Here is an 18,861-nt window from a genome sequence, read left to right on the forward strand (position 1 = left end):
GTTACGTCAGGTTTTGGATCACGCGTGCGAGCTCTGCGCCGGTCATCGGTTCGCGGGCCGCCACGAAGATGGTGTCATCCCCGGCGATGGTCCCGACCACATAGGGCAGCGCGGCCCGGTCGATGGCACTGGCCAGGTAGTCCGCTGCGCCCGGCGGAGTGCGCAGCACGGCCAGGTTGCCGGTCGCGTCGGTGGACACCAGCACCTCGTTCAACAGCCTCGACAGCCGCGCCGTGCCGCCGGACACCCCGCGTAGCGGACTGCCGTCCTCGGGCACGACGTAAACGCCGACGCCACCGTCGGCGCCGCGCACCTTCACCGCGCCGAGCTCCTCCAGATCCCGCGACAGAGTCGCCTGGGTGACCTCGACGCCGTCGGCGGCCAGCAGCGCAGCCAACTCGCTCTGGCTGCGGACATCGGCCGACGACAGGATCGCCACGATGCGGGCCTGCCGCCCGACGCGGGTGATCTCGGGTGTGGTCTTCGAGCGGGTCATGTCACCCGTTCCAACAACCAGACCAGCAGAGCCTTCTGCGCATGCAGTCGGTTCTCGGCTTCGTCCCACACTGCGCTGTGCGGGCCGTCGATCACCTCGTCGGTGATCTCATGGCCGCGATGAGCCGGAAGGCAATGCAGCACAACGACATCGGAGTCGGCCTTGGCCACCAGGTCGGCGTTGAGCTGGAAGGGACGGAACGGCCGCACGCGATCCAGCCCGTCGTCCTCCTGGCCCATCGAGGTCCAGGTGTCGGTGACCAACACGTCGGCACCGGATGCCCCGGCGACGGGGTCTGCGGTGATGGTGACCGAGGCCCCGGTGTCCACGGCGCGATGCTCGGCAGCGGCGGTGAACAGCGGATGAGGCTCGAAACCTGCTGGGGCGGCGATCGTTACGTGCATACCCGCAGTGACGCCGCCGAGCATCAGCGAGTGCGCCATGTTGTTGGCGCCGTCACCGAAGTACGTCATCCGCAGACCGCGCAGCGATCCCTTGCGCTCGGCGACGGTCTGCAGATCGGCCAGCACCTGGCAGGGATGGAACTGGTCGGAGAGCGCGTTGACGATCGGCACCGTCGCGGTCTCGGCCATGGCGCTCAGCCGGGCCTGGCCGTAGGTGCGCCACACGATGGCGTCGACGTAGCGGGACAACACTTTCGCGGTGTCCTGCAATGTTTCTTCGCGGCCCAGCTGCGTGCTGCGGCCGTCGACGACGACGGCGTGCCCACCGAGCTGGGCGATGCCCACCTCGAAGGAGAACCGGGTGCGGGTGGAGTTCTTGTCGAAGATCACCGCGACCCCGCGCGGTCCCTCCAGCGGACGGCGGCTGAACGGATCCTTCTTCAGTTCAGCTGCGAGCGCCAGCACATCGGCCTGCTCGTCGGGCGCGAGGTCGTCATCGCGCAGAAGGTGCCGAGTCATTGTGCCCCCTTGGCCGCGTCGAGGATGCCCGGCAAGGCGGCCACGAAGGTGTCGAGCTGACGCTCGGTGATGATCAATGCCGGCGCCAGGCGGACGACGTCGGGTGCGGCTGCGTTGACCAGGAACCCGGCGGACCGGGCGGCGGCCTCGACGTCGTTCGCCGCGGGCGTGGTGAGCACGATCCCACACAGCAGGCCACGACCGCGGACATAGTCGACCGCCGGATGGTGAAGCGATTCTATGTTCTGGTGCAACGTCTTTCCGAGCGCTCCGGCGCGGCGCACCAGGTCGTCGTCAGCAAGCACCCGCAGCACCGCCAATGCCGCGGATGCGCAGATCGGGTTTCCGCCGAAGGTGCTCCCGTGCAGCCCCGGAGTCAGCAGCTGCGCGGCCGGACCGGTCGCCAGGCACGCCCCGATCGGCAGGCCGCCGCCGAGGCCCTTGGCCATCGTCACCACATCGGGAATGATGCCGTCGTGCTGATGGGCGAAAAACGTTCCGGTGCGGCCCATCCCGGTCTGCACCTCGTCGAAGACCAGCAGTGCGCCGTGGCGGGCGGTGATATCGCGCGCCGCAGCCAGGTAGCCGTCCGGCGGCACCACGATGCCGCTCTCCCCCATGATCGGCTCCAGGAACACCGCAGCGGTGTCGTCGCCGACGGCGGCCGTCAACGCATCGACGTCGCCGTAGGGCACGTGGGTGACGTTGCCCGGCAGCGGCGCGAACGGTGCCTGCTTGCCCGGCTGGCCGGTCAGGGCCAGAGCGCCCATCGTGCGGCCGTGGAAACCACCCTGCGCCGCAATTAGTTTCGTGCGACCGGTGAGCCGGGAGAGCTTGAACGCGGCCTCGTTGGCCTCGGTGCCGGAGTTGCAGAACAACACTCGGGTCTCGGTGTCGGCACCTAGAAGACCGGCCAGCGCCTCGGCCAGCGCAATGCCGGGCTCGGCGGCATACAGGTTCGACGTGTGTCCCAGCGTCGACATCTGCCGCGTGACGGCTTCGAGGACGGCCGGATGGCCGTGCCCCAGAATGTTGACCGCGATACCGCCGAGTAGGTCCAGGTAAGACTTGCCGTCGACGTCGGTGACCACGACGCCGTCGCCACTGGCCAAGGCGAGCGGCGGAACACCGTAGTTGTTCATCATCACCGCCGACCACCGGTCCTGCAGTTCTTCGGTGCGGGTCATGCGGTTACCACCTTCGTTCCGGATCCGTCGTCGGTGAGCAATTCGACCAGCACGCAGTGCTCGACGCGGCCGTCGATGACGTGTGCGCTCGGCACTCCGGCGTTCACCGCCCGCAAGCAGGCTTCGACCTTGGGGATCATGCCGGTCTCCAGCGTCGGTAAGAGTTGGGTCAACGTGGCAGTGTCGATCTCGCCGACCAGCGAATCCCGGTCCGGCCACTGGGTGTACAGGCCCTCGACATCGGTGAGCATCAACAGCTTCTCGGCTCCCAATGTCTCGGCCAGCGCGCCGGCGGCGGTGTCGGCGTTGATGTTGTGGACGACGCCGTCGATGTCGGGGGCCAACGTCGAGACCACCGGAATCCGGTTGGCGGCAATCAAATCCAGCACCACGGCGGGATTCACCCGGGCGATGTTGCCGACCAGGCCGATGTCGGTGTCGACCCCGTCGACGCTGACGCTGCGTCGCACCGCGGTGAACAGGTTGGCGTCTTCACCGGTGATGCCGACGGCGTAGGGCCCGTGCACGTTGATCAGGTTGACCAATTCGCGGCCGACCTGACCGAACAACACCATCCGCGCCACATCGAGCACTTCGGGGGTGGTGATGCGGAATCCACCTTTGAAGTCGCCGGCGATGCCCAGTCGCTCGAGCATCGCGCTGATCTGCGGGCCACCGCCGTGCACCACGACCGGATGGATGCCGCAGTTGCGCAGAAAAGCCATGTCCGCGGCGAACTCTCGCCGCAGGGTGTCACTGGTCATGGCGTTGCCACCGTATTTGACCACGACGATCTTGCCGTGCAACTGGGTCAGCCAGGGCAAGGCCTCGGCCAGCACCTGCGCCTTGATGTCGGTGGAGATCGTGGCGCTCATGACGAGTAGGCCGAGTTCTCTTCGACGTAGGCGTGCGACAGGTCGGTGGTCCGGATCGTCGCGTGCGCGCTGCCGACTCCCAGGTCGACGGCCACTTCGATGTCGGTGGCCGACAGGTCGACCTCGCGAGCTCCGGGCGCCCCAACGCCGTCGATGCAGACTGCGGAACCGTTGAACGACACCGTGATCCGGTCCGGGTCGAGGTGCACCGGTGCCATGCCGACGGCGGCCAGCACCCGGCCCCAGTTGGGGTCGGAGCCGAACAGGGCGGTCTTCACCAGGCTGTCTCGGGCGATCACCCGGGCCGCGGTGACGGCCTCGTCTTCGGTCAGCGCGCTGGTCACGCTGACCGCGATGCGCTTGGTTACGCCCTCGGCGTCGGCTTGCAGCTGAGCGCACAGATCGTCGCAGACCCGTAACACGGCGTCGTCGAGATCGGTTTGGCTGGGCGTTATTTCGCTCGCTCCCGAGGCCAGCAGCAGCACGGTGTCGTTGGTCGAGCAGGCTCCGTCGATGTCGAGCCGGTCGAAGGTTCGTGCGGTGGCGCGGCGCAGGGCGGCCTCCAACGCGGACGGCCCGGCGACCGCGTCGGTGGTGAGCACGCACAGCATGGTGGCCAGCGATGGCGCCAGCATGCCGGCGCCCTTGGCCATTCCGCCGACCGTCCAGTTGTCGGGGTGATGCAGCGCAACCTGTTTGGGCGCGGTGTCGGTGGTCATGATGGCCCGGGCGGCTTCCTCGCCGCCGGTGATGCCGCCGGCCATCTCGTGCACCAGATTCGCGACGCCGGCCAGCACCTTGTCCATCGGTAGCCGGTCGCCGATCAGGCCGGTGGAGCAGACCGCGACGTCGATCGCCCCGGTCTCGGTGCCCCACTCCGACAGAGCGGCGGCCAATCCCTCCGCGGTGGCGTGGGTGTCCTGAAAGCCGCCGGGCCCGGTACAGGCGTTGGCGCCACCAGAATTCAGCACCACCGCGCGCAGCCGCCCGTCGGCCAGCACCTGCCGGGTCCATAGCACCGGCGCGGCCTTGACCTGGTTGCGGGTGAACACGCCGGCGGCCGCATGATCGGGTCCCTCGTTGAACACCAGCGCGAGATCCAGTTTCCCGGAGACTTTGATGCCGGCCGCGATACCCGTCGCGCGGAAACCGGCCGGCGCCGTGACGCCCTGCGTCCGGACCAATGGCGTGGTGTTGGCAAGGTCGGTCACGGTGCCAACCCGACCACTGAAAGGCCTTCGGATTCGGGCCAACCCAGCGCCAGGTTCATCGACTGCACGGCCGCACCTCCGGTGCCTTTGACAAGGTTGTCGATCGCCGCGATCGCGATGAACGTGGCAGCGTCCTCGTCGACCGCGATCGCAAGCTGTGCGGCGTTGCTGCCGATCACCGCGCCGGTGCGGGGCAATCGCCCTTCGGGTAGCAGGTGCACGAAAGGCTCGTCGTGGTAAGCCTTTTCATAGGCCGCCCACAGCTGCGACAGCGGTGCCGTGGTCCGCGCGGTGCAGGTGGCCAGGATGCCGCGCGTCGTCGGGATCAGCACGGGCGTGAACGAGACTGTGACGTCGCGGTGGGTGACCTGGCTGAGTCCCTGAACCATTTCGGGTGTGTGCCGGTGCGCGCCGGCGATGTTGTAGGCCCGCGCCGAACCAATGACCTCCGAGCCGAGCAGGTCGGTTTTCGCGGCGCGCCCGGCGCCTGACGTGCCGCTGACCGCGACGACGGTGACCGCGGGATCGACGAGATCGGCGGCTATCGCCGGGAATAGCGCCAATACTGCGGCGGTCGGGTAGCAGCCCGGAACGGCGATTCGGCGGGCGTCACGCAGTGCGTCGCGATTACCCGGGAGTTCGGGCAGCCCGTACGGCCAACTCCCGGCGTGCGCCGAGCCGTAGAAACGCTCCCACGCGCCGGCGTCGCTCAACCGGAAATCGGCGCCACAGTCCACGACCAGGGTCTGCGGGTCGAGTTGTTCTGCCAGCGCCGCGGAATGGCCATGCGGCAGACCGAGGAACACCACATCGTGGCCGTCGAGAATGTCGATCTCGGTGGGCTCCAGCACTCGCTGGGCCAGCGGCAATAGGTGCGGGTGATGCTCGGCGAGCAGGGTTCCGGCGCTACCGGCGGCGGTCAGCGCGCCAATCGTCAGCCGGCCATCCTGGTAGGCGGGGTGCCCGAGCAGCAGTCGCAGAATCTCGCCGCCCGCATACCCGCTGGCACCGGCCACGGCCACTTGTATCGACCCGGTCATGACACCCATCGTTGCATGACTATGCAGTGCTGTGCAAATTCATTCTCGGCCCAGCGTCGAGTTGGTGGGCCGTTTCGCGGCCTGGACCCCAACAACTCGACGCTCAAGCAGCCATTTCAGCTACGCAGCACCGCGCCGACCCATTCGGCCGCACACCTCACCGCCGCGTCCCGGGCGGCACTGGCTTCGTCCTCGGTAAGGGTGCGGTCGGTGGCGCGAAAACGAAGTGCGAAAGTTAGTGACTTGCGACCCTCGCCGACCTGCGGCCCGGTGTAGACGTCGAACAGCCGGACCTCTTCCAACAGCTCCCCCGCACCGTCGCGGACGGCTTCCGCGACGATGCGTGCCGGGATGTCGGCATCCACGACAAGGCTGACGTCCTGGAACACCGCAGGGAACGGCGACACCCGAGGCGCGGCGAGCACCTCGACGATCGGTATGGCGTCCAGGTTCAACTCGACCGCACAGGTGCCCTTGGGCAGGCTGGATCGCTCGATCACCGCGGGGTGCAGCTGTCCGGCGTGCCCGACCACGGTCTCGCCGACGAGCACTTCGGCACAGCGGCCGGGATGCCATGGCAGATACTGAGCGGCCCGCAGTTGCATGTCGACGCCGCCGGCGCGGGCGATGATGCGAACCGCCTCGAATGCGTCGGCGGCGTCGGCTCGTCGCCCCTCGCCCCATGGGCCGCGGGGCTCCCTCAGCCCGGTCAGCACGACGGCGACGTACTGCGGTTGCCTCGGTAGCGACGCGTCGAGCGCGGCGATCTCGTCATCGGTCGGACGACGGTCCACCGGGATGACCGCGACACCCCTGGTCTGCTCGGTCGGTTGCACCACCTGCGCAGCCGCGAACAGTGCGACGTCGACGATGCCGCGTGAGACGTTGCGCGACAACGCCTCCAGCAGTCCGGGCAGCAACGTTGTCGCCAGGTGCGGCCGATCGGCTTCCAGCGGATTGACCACCCGGGTGGTGTGACGTCGGCTGTCGTCGGCGGGCAGACCCCAGGCGTCGAACACACCCGCGGGCAGAAACGGTGTCGGAAGTATTTCGACGTATCCGGACAGCGCCAGCGACTTGCCGATCGCACGGCGCCGACGTTGAACGGCGGACAGCCCGCGACCAGCCGGAGCCGGCGGCAGCACCGAAGGAATGACTTCCAGCCCTTCCAGCCGCAGCACTTCTTCGACGAAGTCGGCTGGCTGCAACAGGTCCGGACGCCAACTCGGTGGAGTCACGGTGAGGCTGTCGCCGCTTCCGGCCACCGCGGCGCCGATCTGAGTCAGCCGCCGGGCGGTCGTGCCGGGCCGGTAGGTCACGCCTGCCATTCGATCGGGCAGGTCGGCCGCCAGCTGAACCGGCGGAAGTGACCAGTCGTCCCGGGGCGGGTCGCCGCGCCAGTCGGTCAGGTTTGGCGCCACCTCGCCGCCGGTGATCTCGGCCAGCAGCGTGGCGCAACGGTCCAGCGCCGCAACGGAAATGGCGGGATCGACCGCACGCTCGTAACGGCGTGCCGCTTCGCTGGGCAGACGCAGCCGACGCGCGGTACGCGAGACCGCGGCCGGATCCCACACCGCGGCCTCCAGCAATACATCGGTGGAGTCGCCGCGCATCTCGGTGCTGCCCGATCCCATCACGCCGGCGATCGCGGCGGTCGCGACATCGTCGACGATCAGTACGTCGGCCGGGTCGAGTGCGCGTTGGACGTCGTCGAGCGTCTCGACAGTCTCACCGGGGCGGGCGAACCGGACATCGAAGCCGCCGGTGATCCGGTTGAGGTCGTGCGCATGCATCGGATGACCGAGTTCGAGCATCACGTAGTTCGTGGTGTCGACGGCCGGCGAAATCGCCCGGATGCCACCGAGCAGCAACCGGCGTTGCAACCACCACGGCGACACGGCGGCCGCGTCGATTTTGGTCACCGAGCGCAGCGCGAACCGGCGTACACCGGTCTCGGGTTGGACGGTCAGAGGCCAGGCCTCCCCCTGCGCGGGAAGGGCGGGCACGGCGGCAGGATCCACGAACTCCAGGTCGTACGCGCATGCGATCTCACGGGCCAGGCCGCGTACCGACATGCAGTATCCCCGGTCCGGGGTGATCGCGAGGTCAAAGACCACGTCGTCGAGACCGAGCACCGCCGCCCCGTCCGTGCCCGGCTTCGCGGTATCCGGCGGCAACACCAGAATGCCGGAATGGTCTGCAGCCAAACCGAGTTCGGCGGCCGAGCAGATCATCCCGTCGGAGGTTTGGCCGTAGGTCTCGCGCGCGGTGATGGTGAATCCACCCGGCAACGTGGTGCCGGGCAACGCCACCACCACCAGATCGCCTACAGCGAAATTTGTTGCGCCGCAGATGATGTCGCGCGGCCGCTGATCGCCGACATCGACCTTGCAGGCGCGGATCGGCTTCTTGAACTCGGTGAGCTCTTCGATGGCCGCCACCCGCCCGACGGTCAGCGGACCGTCGACGGGGCCCAGGGTGATGACGTTTTCCACCTCGTGGCCGATGCGCACCAGGGCCTGCTCGAGGTCGTCGGGCGTGGCGTCCCATCCGGGTGCCCCGACGCTGACGACGTCCCGTAACCAGCTGTACGGGATACGCATCAGGCACCGACTCCAAACGGCAACGAGAAGCGGACATCGCCTTCGACCATGTCGCGCATGTCGGGGATGCCGTTGCGGAACTGCAGGGTGCGCTCCAGGCCCATGCCGAACGCGAACCCCGAGTACTCGTTCGGGTCAATACCGACAGCGCGCAACACATTCGGGTTGACCATCCCGCAGCCGCCCCATTCGACCCAGCCGGCGCCACCCTTCTTGTTCTCGAACCACACGTCGACTTCGGCGGAGGGCTCGGTGAACGGGAAGAAGTGCGGTCGGATCCGGGTGCGCGCCTGTGGCCCGAACTCAGCGCGGGCGAACGCGTCCAGGGTTCCGCGCAGATGCGCCATCGACAGGCCACGGTCCACCGCGAGACCCTCGACCTGGTGGAAGACCGGAGTGTGGGTGGCGTCGAGTTCGTCGGTCCGGAACGTGCGGCCGATCGAGATCACGTACACCGGCAGCGCACGCTCCAGCAGCGCACGCACCTGCACCGGCGAGGTGTGGGTGCGCAGCAACTGCCGCGAGCCCTCCGGCGCGATGTAGAAGGTGTCCTGTTCGCTGCGGGCCGGGTGGTCGGCGGGAAAGTTGAGCGCGTCGAAGTTGAACTGCTCGGTTTCCACTTCCGGTCCCTCGGCCAGTTCCCAGCCCATCGCGATGAAAGTGTCGGCGACGTGCTCGGCCAGGATCGTGATCGGATGACGTGCGCCGGTCGGTTGCCGGGTCGAGGGCAACGTCACATCGATGCGCTCGGCGACCAACACCTCTGCGTCGCGCTCGGCACGCAGGACGGCGAGTCTGTCGTCGTAGCTGTGCTGGACATCGCTGCGCGCGGTGTTCACCAGCCGACCGGTGCCGGCGCGCTCGGTCTTGGGCACGGTGGCCAACGCCTGCCGCGCCAATGCGACCGGTGAGCGATCGCCGAGGTGCTCGGTCTTGGCCCTCGCCAGCGCGTCGAGATCAGCCGCGGCCCCGAACGCGCGCCGGGCTGCGTCGACCGCGGCGGTCAACGCCTCCGGCGACAGGGTTTCCGTTGACGGGGGCTGGGCACCCAACGCGGCGACACTCTCCTTTTCGGTGAACTCCTGGTGATGCACGTTCCACGGACCGGCGACACGGCCCGCCGCGCAAGAGCCGATCATATGTGGTCTCATCCCCGGCGATCGGAAGCCGTCAGCCACTTTCCCCACTCGGCTAGCGCGCGCTGGCGGGTAGCGGGCCCGGGCATGAGTATTTTCGTACAGGTGGCCACGCCCCAAGCTCCCGAACGCGTGCCGGCGCACTACCTGTTGTCACCGCTTGCAGCGGGCCCGCGCACACTCATCGACGTCCTTTACGACACCGCCGCCTGCTTCCCCGAAGCCGCGGCGATCGACGACGGCACCGTCCAGCTCACCTACAGCGAACTGATCAGCGACATCGAAGCGAGCGTGGCCTGGCTGGCCGCCCGCGGCATCGGTCGGGGTGACCGGGTCGGTATCCGGATGCCGTCGGGCGGCTTCGGGCTCTACGAAGCGATCCTGGCGACGCTGGCCATCGGTGCGGCGTATGTGCCCGTCGACGCCGATGACCCCGACGAACGTGCCGAGTTGGTGTTCAACGAGGCCAACGTGGTGACGATCGTCACCGAAGCCGGCATGCGACGCGGCCCGGGCTCCTCGCGGGGCTGGCGGGCCGAGTCGCCGCTGCTCCGCGATGACGCGTGGATCATCTTCACCTCTGGATCCACCGGCACGCCCAAGGGCGTCGCCGTCACGCATCGCAGCGCGGCGGCATTCGTCGACGCCGAGGCGCAGATGTTTCTGCGGGACAACCCGATTGGTCCGGGCGACCGGGTGCTGGCCGGTCTGTCGGTGGCGTTCGACGCGTCGTGCGAGGAGATGTGGCTGGCCTGGCGACACGGTGCCTGCCTGGTCCCGGCGCCACGGTCGCTGGTGCGCAGCGGGATGGATCTCGGGCCGTGGCTGGTCAGCCGCGACGTAACCGTGGTCTCGACGGTCCCCACCCTGGCCGCGCTGTGGCCCGCCGAGGCGCTGGAAGCGGTGCGACTGCTGATCTTCGGCGGCGAAGCCTGCCCTCCGGAGCTGGCCGCGCGGCTGGCCGTCGACGGCCGCGAAGTGTGGAACACCTACGGCCCCACCGAGACCACCGTGGTCGCGTGCGCGGCCCGGCTGAACGCCGACGGGCCGGTGCGCATCGGACTGCCGCTGCCGGGCTGGGATCTCGCGGTCGTCGACACCGACGGCCATCCGGTGGCCCAGGGTGAGATCGGTGAGCTGGTGATCGGTGGTGTGGGTCTGGCCCGCTACCTCGACGAGGCGAAAGACGCCGAGAAGTACGCCCCGATGCCCACGCTGGGCTGGCGGCGCGCCTACCGCAGCGGTGACCTGGTGCGGCTGGAAAGGGAAGGCCTGATCTTCTGCGGCCGCGCCGACGACCAGGTCAAGGTCGGCGGTCGGCGGATCGAACTGGGTGAAGTCGACTCAGCGTTGGTTCACCTTCCGGGCGTGATCGGGGGTGCGGCTGCGGTTCGGCGGACGGCGGCGGGCACGCCGGTGCTGGTTGGCTACGTTGCCAGCGCCGACCCGGACTTCGACATGGCCACCGCGCGTGCTGTGTTGGCCGAACAGCTACCGGCTGCGTTGGTACCGCGCCTGGTTCGGGTGGACGAGTTGCCTACCCGCACCTCGGGCAAGGTCGACCGCGACGCGCTGCCCTGGCCGCCGCCCGGCGGCGACAGCGAGCAAGCCGCCGAGCTCAGCGGCACGGCAAGCTGGCTGGCCACGCTGTGGCGAGATCTGCTGGGCGCCAGGATCGATGGGCCGGAGGCCGACTTCTTCGCCCTCGGCGGCGGCTCGCTCGCCGCGGCTCAACTAGTGGCTGCGTTGCGGGACCGCTACCCGCAGGTCACCGTGGCGGACCTGTACGACCATCCGAGGCTCGGGTCGCTGGCCGGGTTCCTCGACGAGCTGGAACCTCCGCCGGACGTCGTCGTACGGATCGTACGCCCGACTCCGCGACTAGCCCAGCTGGCGCAGGTCGCGCTGTCGCTGCCACTGGCCACGTTGGCCGCGCTGCAATGGGTGACGTGGTTGGCGCTGGGTAACAACCTCGCCCGCGCGCTGCATCTGGTGCCGTGGACGGTCGCGGTCAACTGGTGGCTGGTCGCCGCGGCGTTCGTCGTGTTCGTCACGCCACTGGGCCGGATGGCCATCTCGGTGCTGGCCGCACGACTGTTGCTGCCGAACGTCCAAACCCGGCACCTACCCGCGCGGCGGGTCGCTACACCTGCGGGTGTGGTTGGCTGAGCGGCTCGCCGACGCCAGCGGCGCCGGCAACCTGGCCGGGGCGCCGTGGCTGGTCTACTACGCGCGCGCACTCGGCGCCGACATCGGCAAGGGCGTCGACCTGCACTCGATGCCGCCGGTCACCGGGCTGCTGACGCTCGGGCATCGCAGCGCGGTCGAACCCGAAGTGGACTTGTGCGGGCACTGGCTCGACGGCGACGCGCTGCACATCGGCGCGATCGCGATCGGCAACGACGCCACGATCGGGGCCCGCACCACGTTGCTGCCGGGCGCCGTGGTCGGCAAGAACGCCGACGTCGCACCCGGCTCGGGAGTGGTAGGCAAGGTCAAGAGCCGGCAGTACTGGAAGGGCTCGCCCGCGGCGAAATCCGGTCGGGTGAAACACCCCTGGCCCGACGAGCGACCGGCCCGCCGAAGCCATTGGGTGGCGATGTACGCGCTGACGTCGGTGCTACTGGCCGCGATGCCGCTGACCGCACTGGCCGCCGGGCTGGCCGTGATCGGTGTGAGCGTCCGGCACACCCGCCGGCTGTCGGAGGCCGTACTGCCGACCCTGTATTGGACGCCGGTCGCGACGGTAGCGGGTCTGGCCGCCTACGCGGCGATGACGATCGTCGGGGTGCGGATGTTGTCGATCGGGCTGCGGGAGGGCTATCACCCGGTCCGCAGCCGCAGTGGGTGGCAGCTCTGGGCGACCGAGCGACTGATGGACGGCGCCCGCAACTACCTGTTTCCGCTCTACGCGAGCCTGGCCACACCCATCTGGCTGCGGATGCTGGGCGCCAAGGTCGGCCGCGGCACCGAGATCTCGACGGTCCTGCTGACGCCCAAGTTCACCGTCATTGAAGACGGCGCTTTCCTTGCCGACGACACCCTGGTCGCCTCGTACGAGCTCGGCGGTGGCTGGATTTACGCGGCCACGACAACGGTCGGCAGGCGGGCGTTTCTCGGCAACTCGGGCATCACCCAGCCGGGCCGCCGGGTGCCCGACGATGGACTGGTCGCGGTGCTGTCCGCGGCACCACCTAAGGCAAAACGCGGCTCGTCCTGGCTGGGCAGCCCGCCCATGCGGTTACGTCGGCGTCCCGCCGAGGCCGACACAACGCGCACCTATGAACCGCCGTGGCGTTTGAAAGCGGTGCGGGCAACCGTGGAAACGTTCCGGGTGATCCCGGTGATGGTGACCGCGGCGATCGGGCTGGCGGTGCTCGGTGCGCTGCAGGCACTGGCTCGGATCTTCGGTTTCTGGTCGGCCGCGCTAAGCGGTGGCGTGGTGCTCTTGATTGCGGGTGGGCTGGCGGCCGGGGTCGCGGTTGCGGCGAAATGGCTTCTGGTCGGGCGGATTCGGGCCGGTGAATTTCCGCTATGGTCGTCGTTCGTGTGGCGTAACGAACTTGCCGACACGTTCGTGGAGACCGTCGCCGCGCCGTGGTTCGCGCGTGCGGCCAGTGGGACACCGGTGATGAACATGTGGTTGCGGGCGCTGGGCGCCGTCGTCGGCCGCGGCGCCTGGTGCGAGACGTATTGGCTGCCAGAGGCGGACCTCGTCACGCTCGGCCCGGGAAGCACCGTCAACCGCGGCTGCGTGGTGCAGACGCATCTGTTCCACGACCGGGTCATGCGGATGGACGAAGTCGTGTTCGAGGCTGGTGCCACGCTGGGCCCGCACGGGGTGGCCCTACCGTCATCGCGGCTCGGCGCCGGCGTCACCGTCGGCCCGGCGTCGCTGGTTGTCCGCGGCGATTCAGTGCCGAAATCGACTCGCTGGCAAGGTAATCCGATCAGACCATGGAACGCGCCACGAGAGAAGTCGGGCAAGAAGGCCGCCGCGTGAAACGTGCCGCCAAGAAGTCGGCGCCCAGCCAGGCTTCCACCGTGATCGACCCGTACCTGCCCACGAACGGCAACCTCGGGTATCGCGTGTCGAGTTATGAGTTGGCTCTGGAGTACAAGGTCTCGATCAACCGGCTCTCCGGGTCGGCGACGATCACCGCCGCCGCGCTTGCCGAGTTGGAAGAATTCACCCTCGACCTCGCCGATGCGCTGACGGTGTCGAAGGTGTCGGTCAACGGCAAGCGCGCGGCCCACTTCGCCTGCCGGATGGGCAAACTCCGCATTCGGCTGTCCTCGAAACTCGCGTCCGGCGCGGCGATGTCGATCGTCGTTCACTACCACGGTTCACCGCGGCCGCTGCGATCGTTATGGGGCGACGTCGGTTTCGAGGAACTCACCAACGGCGTACTAGTCGCCGGGCAACCCAACGGGGCCGCATCGTGGTTCCCCTGCGACGACCATCCCAGCGCCAAAGCCTCGTTCCGGATCCAGATCAGCGTCGACAACCCCTACCGGGTGGTCGCCAACGGGCGGCTGGCGTCACGTCGGCCGCGGGCGGCGCAGACCGAGTGGAACTACGAGCAACCCGAGCCGACGTCGACGTACCTGATCACCCTGCAGATCGGAAGGTACGAGATGACCCGGCTCGGCACGGCCCCGGTGCAGATGCGCGCCGCGTTGCCCGTGCGGCTTCGACGAGAGTTCTATAAAGACTTCGCCCGCCAGCCCGAGATGATGGAACTGTTCGTCGAGCTCTTCGGCCCCTACCCGCTGGCAAACGGTTACACGGTGGTCGTGACCGACGATGATCTGGAGATACCCCTTGAGGCCCAGGGCATCTCGATCTTCGGCGCCAATCACTGTGACGGCACCGGCGCCAGCGAGCGACTGATCGCCCACGAGCTGGCGCATCAATGGTTCGGCAATTCCGTCACCGCCCGGCAGTGGCGCGACATCTGGCTGCACGAGGGATTCGCGTGCTACGCGGAGTGGCTGTGGTCAGAACACAGCGGCGGCCCCAGCACCGAGCAACTCGCGCGGCAGTATCACCAGAGGCTGCGGGCAGCGCCGCAGGATCTGCTGCTCGCCGATCCTGGACCGCGCAACATGTTCGACGACCGCGTCTACAAACGCGGCGCGCTGACTCTGCACGCGCTACGCGGTCGCGTGGGCGACGACAAGTTCTTTGCGTTGCTGAAAGACTGGACAACCCGCTACCGCCACAGTAACGCCGTAACCGACGATTTCACCGGGCTGGCCGCTGACTACTGCAGCGAATCGCTGACGGCGTTGTGGGACAGCTGGCTGTACTCGCGCGCGGTGCCCTGACTCATCGCTCAGCCGTTGAGTGCCGGCTCCGGCGCAAGCTCTGGCGCCGGCCGTCGACGCGCTGCCCGCACGCGGGTCAGCACTTCGGCCGTCACCGCGCCCACGGCACCGACGGCAAATGCGCCCGCCGTCGACCAGTCGCCGTGCGCCAGCAGGAAGAAGCCGAAGATCGAAGACACGGTCAGCAGCACGCAGCGCACCCGTGTCCAGCGCGCGGGGCCGTCCAGCCGGGTGGAGACCAGCACGCCCAGCATCAGTGCGACGGCATGCCCGACGTCGGTGAAGTCTTCGCCCAGTGCGGCCGCGGCGACGCCGACCGGAATCCAGAAGCCGATCCAGGCCGGGCGCAGCCGCAGCGGTATGGCCGACGCCAGCGCACCCAGCACCGCGACCGCGCCGTAGCTCACCCCGACGTCACTCGCGCGCGACACCGACAGCGGCAACCAGTGGAATTCGATTGCCGCGGTGAGGCCGGCGGCGACCAGAAGCGTCGCGCCGATGTGGCCGGTGACGAACACGAGGGCCAGCCGGCCGCTGCGCCAGATGAGTTCGGCCAGTGCCAGCAGGCAGACCAGGCACGGCAGCCAGAAGTACATCGGTCCGGTGTCGGTGATGAATGCGCTGTCCAGCAGCGTGGCCCAGTGGCCGTGCGCCAGGTTGTGCAGATTTGTGCTGGCCTGCGCGACGACGTGCGCGCGCGCACGCGGACTCAGGTCGACCAGCGCCGTGCTGACAACGATCAGCACGGCCGCGTACGCGAGCGTGATCCGCACACGCGAAAGCCGCAACAAAACCTGAACGATCATCGCCATCTACTATGCGTCAGCACCGTCGTCATCCGGATTGTCCGAAGCTGATAAGTCGCTGACAGTTTCTCCGGCCGACTTGAGCCGGTAGATGGCCAAATCAGCAGGGAGACCTGCGGGTTTACCGGAAAAAACAGGCCAGTGCACACGCTTGGCCGAGACCCCGAGTGTGACCAAGTCGTCTGCCTCGAGTTGGGCCAATGTGGTGGCGGAGATCATCACTCCGCCCCGGGTGGCCCGCTCCATCACCCGTGCCGTGACGTTGACATCGACCCCCAGCCAGTCAGCGGCCAGGCGCTGCGGGCGGCCGGTGTGGATTCCCACGCGCATCCGTGGTTTGTAGCCGCCGACGTCGACCGACCTGAGGGCTCGTTTGGCGTCCAGGACCGCGGCTACGGCGACGCGAGGATCGTCGAACACTGCCATGGTGCCGTCACCCATCCGTTTGACGATCTGTCCCCCAGCGTCCAGCAGGGGCGGTTCGATGGCCCGCGCCACCTTCCGAAGCAGTTTGAGCGTCGCGTCATCACCGGCGCGCAGCGACCAGGTGGAGAATTCCACCAGGTCGGTGAAGACGATCGTCACCTCTTCGTTCGCCGGGCGCCGCTTTACCGCCTCGGTGAGCGCCTGCCACACCTGGAGTGCGCCAAGGCTGACCTCCCGGGACGCGCCGCCGCGCTCGCCCAGCAGTCGACCGGCGGCCCGGGCCGCGGCACGGGGTCCACCCTGGCCGGCAGTCGAGAGCGGGTCGCCGAAGTCAGGATCGCCGGGCAGGCCGCGACGCGCCCGGCGGACCAGCTTGATCAGGCCAGGGCTGCGATTGGTGCTGCTCAGCCACTGCGCCGCACCACGCAAAGATCGCGACGAATGCTCGCGCGATGAAAATGGGTCCGGCGTCGTCACCGTTTGCTCGGGCTCGCCGGACACCGGTTGGGGCCCGAGTTCCACAACGCTCAGCGTAGGTGGTCCGCGGAGAGACCGGCAACGACCGTGGTGGTGGCGTCCGACACCTCCGACGATCAACCGCCTGATCACAGCGCGGCGACGCCCCGATCGACGCTCGATAACTTCTCGATTCACGCCGTGTTGCGGTCACGACATTGCGCCGAAAATCCACGTGACCCCGTAGCGGTCGGTGACCATGCCATAGGCCGGGGAGAATTCGGAGGGCGCGAGGGCCTGGATGATGGTGCCGCTGTCGGCGAGCCCGTGCCACAGCGGCGTGATCTCTTCGCGCGTGTCGCCGTTGAGAACAACGAAGAAGGGTTCGGTGTGGGTCAGGCCCGCAGCACGGGGGGACGCATCATCACCCAGACCGCTTGAGGCCAGAGCGGGTCCGTCGGCGCCGAACACGTCATAGGCCGCGAGTCGAAACCCGTTGTCGGCCAAGACCATACCGAAGGAGACGTGCTCGGCGTCGGGCGAATCGGCAGGCACCGGATTGAAGGTGGCCCTGTCGGAGTCGGCGGAATCGTTCGGCACACCGCCTTGGCCGTAGGTGCCGATCGAGAGCTGGCCCCCGAACACGGAGTGGTAGAACTCCAACGCTTGCCTGGCATTACCGGCGAAATTGAGGTGCGTGACGACATTGACGGACATGAAAGTTCTCCCTCATCGCGGATTGTCGTCCTTGAAATTACGCCGTTAAGCGCGGGCATCCCCGCACGTCAGGCGAGATGCGATGTGATCACTCTCGTTTTCGAGATTCGAGAGGCAGCGACCGTGGTCGACGCTGCCCGGGCTGAGTCCGGCGCGGGGCCGCCGCAAAGCCGCCTAGCTCGGTAAAGCCGTCTAAGCTCGCTGCGCCTTCGCGCTTAGATAGAGGCAAATCGCCGCAGCCGCAGCCACATTCAAGCTCTGGGCGCTCCCCGACATCGGGATGCTCACCCGACTGTCCGCCTGCTCGGCGATCTCCGCGGACAACCCGTGAGCCTCTGACCCGAACAGCCACGCCGTCGGGCCGGCGAGGTCGGCGTCGTCGAGTGAGGATTCACCGTCCACAGTGGTGGCCACGACCCGCAACCCGGCGCCTTGTAGCGCGGTGATCACGGCATCGCCGTTGGGCGCCACCACAACCGGGACGGCGAAGATGCTTCCCGTCGAGGCGCGCAGGCACTTGCCGTTGTACGGGTCGACGCTGTGACCGATGAACACCACTGCGTCAGCGCCCATCGCGTCCGCTATGCGAATCAATGTGCCGGCATTGCCGGGCTCACGAATCCCAACGCCGACGGCGACAAGTCGGGGGCTCTGCGCGAGCACGTCCGCGAGGTCGGTGCCCGGATGCCCACACACCGCTACTATTCCGGCCGGAGTGACAGTGTCCGACAACGCTTTTGCGGCCCGCTCGGTGATAAGTTGAACCGCGGACCCGTGCTCTGCCAGCAGTCCGGCGTAACGCTCTGCCGCTGCTTCGGTGGCGAAGATCTCGCGGATCAGCCCATGCCGGGAGGCGGCCTGCACCAGGTTGGCGCCCTCGACCAGGAACTGATCACTACGGCGTCGGGCCACCTGCCGGTGGAGTTTGACGGCGGCGACCACCCGGGTCGATCGTTCGGTCAGCACCGGCGGCGATTGCGATCCGATTGTCGCGCCGCGCGAGCTTAGGCGGCCTCTCCGGAGGGAGCGTTGACGTCCTTGGGCAATGCCTCGCGAGCAACGGCGACCAACGCGGTGAACGCGGCGGCATCGCTGATCGCGATGTCGGCCAGGTTCTTACGGTCGACCTCGACGCCCGCAGCCTTGAGGCCCTGGATCAGTCGGTTGTAGGTGATGTCGTTGGCGCGGGCCGCAGCGTTGATCCGAGAGATCCACAGCTTGCGGAACTCGCCCTTGCGTGCACGGCGGTCGCGGTAGGCGTAGGTCAGCGAATGTAGCTGCTGCTCTTTGGCTTTGCGGTAGAGGCGGGACCGCTGACCGCGATAGCCTTTGGAAGCCTTCAGGATGGTGCGGCGCTTCTTTTGGGCGTTGACTGCCCGCTTCACGCGTGCCATGGGGTGTTCCTATCTCGTCGGGGAAGTGGTTGTTCCGGCGCTTGTGCTGCCGGTCAGCCGTTCAGTAGCTTCTTGACCCGCTTGGTGTCGTTGGCCGACACCGTGGTCCGTCCATCGAGCCGTCGCGTCCGCTTGGTCGGCTTGTGCTCCAGCAGATGGCGGCGGCCGGCTTTCTCACGCACGATCTTCCCGGTTCCGGTGCGCCGGAATCGCTTCGACGCTCCGCTGTGGGTCTTGGCCTTGGGCATGTGTCCTCTGTC

The 18,861-nt window shown here is 68.1% G+C and carries 15 protein-coding genes and 1 pseudogene; 2 read left to right on the top strand and 14 right to left on the bottom strand.

The annotated features are described in order from the left end of the window. Window position 1: 1 nt before the first annotated feature. The 8 genes from ACQY5A_RS08540 to pheS all read right to left on the bottom strand — a co-directional run bounded on the left by ACQY5A_RS08540 (window position 2) and on the right by pheS (window position 9,387). A complete protein-coding gene (locus tag ACQY5A_RS08540) occupies window positions 2-496 on the bottom strand; it encodes an arginine repressor (protein WP_428339966.1) in 495 nt (164 codons plus the stop codon). Continuing rightward, window positions 493-1,419, bottom strand: a complete 927-nt coding sequence (argF, locus tag ACQY5A_RS08545; protein ID WP_428339967.1) for an ornithine carbamoyltransferase — start codon at window positions 1,417-1,419, stop codon at window positions 493-495. Before argF ends, ACQY5A_RS08540 begins: the two co-directional genes overlap by 4 nt. Beyond that, window positions 1,416-2,606, bottom strand: a complete 1,191-nt coding sequence (locus ACQY5A_RS08550; RefSeq protein WP_428339968.1) for an acetylornithine transaminase — start codon at window positions 2,604-2,606, stop codon at window positions 1,416-1,418. Before ACQY5A_RS08550 ends, argF begins: the two co-directional genes overlap by 4 nt. Further along, a complete protein-coding gene (argB, locus tag ACQY5A_RS08555) occupies window positions 2,603-3,481 on the bottom strand; it encodes an acetylglutamate kinase (protein WP_428339969.1) in 879 nt (292 codons plus the stop codon). The genes ACQY5A_RS08550 and argB overlap by 4 nt, the downstream gene beginning before the upstream one ends. Continuing rightward, window positions 3,478-4,692 carry a bifunctional glutamate N-acetyltransferase/amino-acid acetyltransferase ArgJ gene (argJ, locus tag ACQY5A_RS08560; protein ID WP_428339970.1) on the bottom strand — a complete coding sequence of 405 codons (1,215 nt, stop codon included), beginning with the start codon at window positions 4,690-4,692 and terminating at the stop codon, window positions 3,478-3,480. Before argJ ends, argB begins: the two co-directional genes overlap by 4 nt. Then, a complete protein-coding gene (argC, locus tag ACQY5A_RS08565; protein WP_428339971.1) occupies window positions 4,689-5,732 on the bottom strand; it encodes an N-acetyl-gamma-glutamyl-phosphate reductase in 1,044 nt (347 codons plus the stop codon). Before argC ends, argJ begins: the two co-directional genes overlap by 4 nt. A gap of 116 nt (window positions 5,733-5,848) precedes the next feature. Then, window positions 5,849-8,335: a phenylalanine--tRNA ligase subunit beta gene (pheT, locus tag ACQY5A_RS08570; protein WP_428339972.1), complete on the bottom strand. Its 2,487-nt coding sequence runs from the start codon at window positions 8,333-8,335 to the stop codon at window positions 5,849-5,851. Further along, window positions 8,335-9,387, bottom strand: coding sequence for a phenylalanine--tRNA ligase subunit alpha (gene pheS, locus ACQY5A_RS08575; protein WP_428340436.1), 1,053 nt, complete (start codon window positions 9,385-9,387; stop codon window positions 8,335-8,337). Before pheS ends, pheT begins: the two co-directional genes overlap by 1 nt. 171 nt (window positions 9,388-9,558) lie before the next feature. Here pheS and ACQY5A_RS08580 point away from each other — a divergent pair. After that, window positions 9,559-13,474: pseudogene (locus ACQY5A_RS08580) on the top strand (Pls/PosA family non-ribosomal peptide synthetase). Next, the gene (locus ACQY5A_RS08585; RefSeq protein ID WP_428339973.1) at window positions 13,429-14,802 is read left to right on the top strand and encodes a M1 family metallopeptidase; all 1,374 of its coding nucleotides are present in this window, start codon (window positions 13,429-13,431) and stop codon (window positions 14,800-14,802) included. The pseudogene ACQY5A_RS08580 and the gene ACQY5A_RS08585 overlap by 46 nt, the downstream one beginning before the upstream one ends. Before the next feature lie 8 nt (window positions 14,803-14,810). On the opposite strand, the gene ACQY5A_RS08590 is transcribed toward ACQY5A_RS08585, so the two are convergent. The 6 genes from ACQY5A_RS08590 to rpmI all read right to left on the bottom strand — a co-directional run bounded on the left by ACQY5A_RS08590 (window position 14,811) and on the right by rpmI (window position 18,849). Continuing rightward, window positions 14,811-15,608 (bottom strand): rhomboid-like protein, encoded by a 798-nt coding sequence (locus ACQY5A_RS08590; RefSeq protein ID WP_428339974.1) that lies wholly within the window; start codon window positions 15,606-15,608, stop codon window positions 14,811-14,813. A gap of 9 nt (window positions 15,609-15,617) precedes the next feature. Continuing rightward, window positions 15,618-16,511 carry an adenylate/guanylate cyclase domain-containing protein gene (locus tag ACQY5A_RS08595; RefSeq protein WP_428340437.1) on the bottom strand — a complete coding sequence of 298 codons (894 nt, stop codon included), beginning with the start codon at window positions 16,509-16,511 and terminating at the stop codon, window positions 15,618-15,620. Between the two features lie 189 nt (window positions 16,512-16,700). Beyond that, entirely contained in the window at window positions 16,701-17,207 is a 507-nt protein-coding gene (locus tag ACQY5A_RS08600) for a VOC family protein (RefSeq protein WP_428339975.1), read from the bottom strand. A gap of 192 nt (window positions 17,208-17,399) precedes the next feature. Beyond that, entirely contained in the window at window positions 17,400-18,173 is a 774-nt protein-coding gene (locus ACQY5A_RS08605; RefSeq protein WP_428339976.1) for a TrmH family RNA methyltransferase, read from the bottom strand. A 38-nt stretch (window positions 18,174-18,211) separates the two neighbouring features. Continuing rightward, window positions 18,212-18,601 carry a 50S ribosomal protein L20 gene (gene rplT, locus ACQY5A_RS08610; RefSeq protein ID WP_428339977.1) on the bottom strand — a complete coding sequence of 130 codons (390 nt, stop codon included), beginning with the start codon at window positions 18,599-18,601 and terminating at the stop codon, window positions 18,212-18,214. Between the two features lie 53 nt (window positions 18,602-18,654). Beyond that, window positions 18,655-18,849 (bottom strand): 50S ribosomal protein L35, encoded by a 195-nt coding sequence (rpmI, locus tag ACQY5A_RS08615; RefSeq protein ID WP_428339978.1) that lies wholly within the window; start codon window positions 18,847-18,849, stop codon window positions 18,655-18,657. Between the last annotated feature and the right edge of the window lie 12 nt (window positions 18,850-18,861).

The sequence above is a fragment of the Mycobacterium sp. genome (assembly GCF_965277065.1).
Lineage (GTDB): Bacteria > Actinomycetota > Actinomycetes > Mycobacteriales > Mycobacteriaceae > Mycobacterium.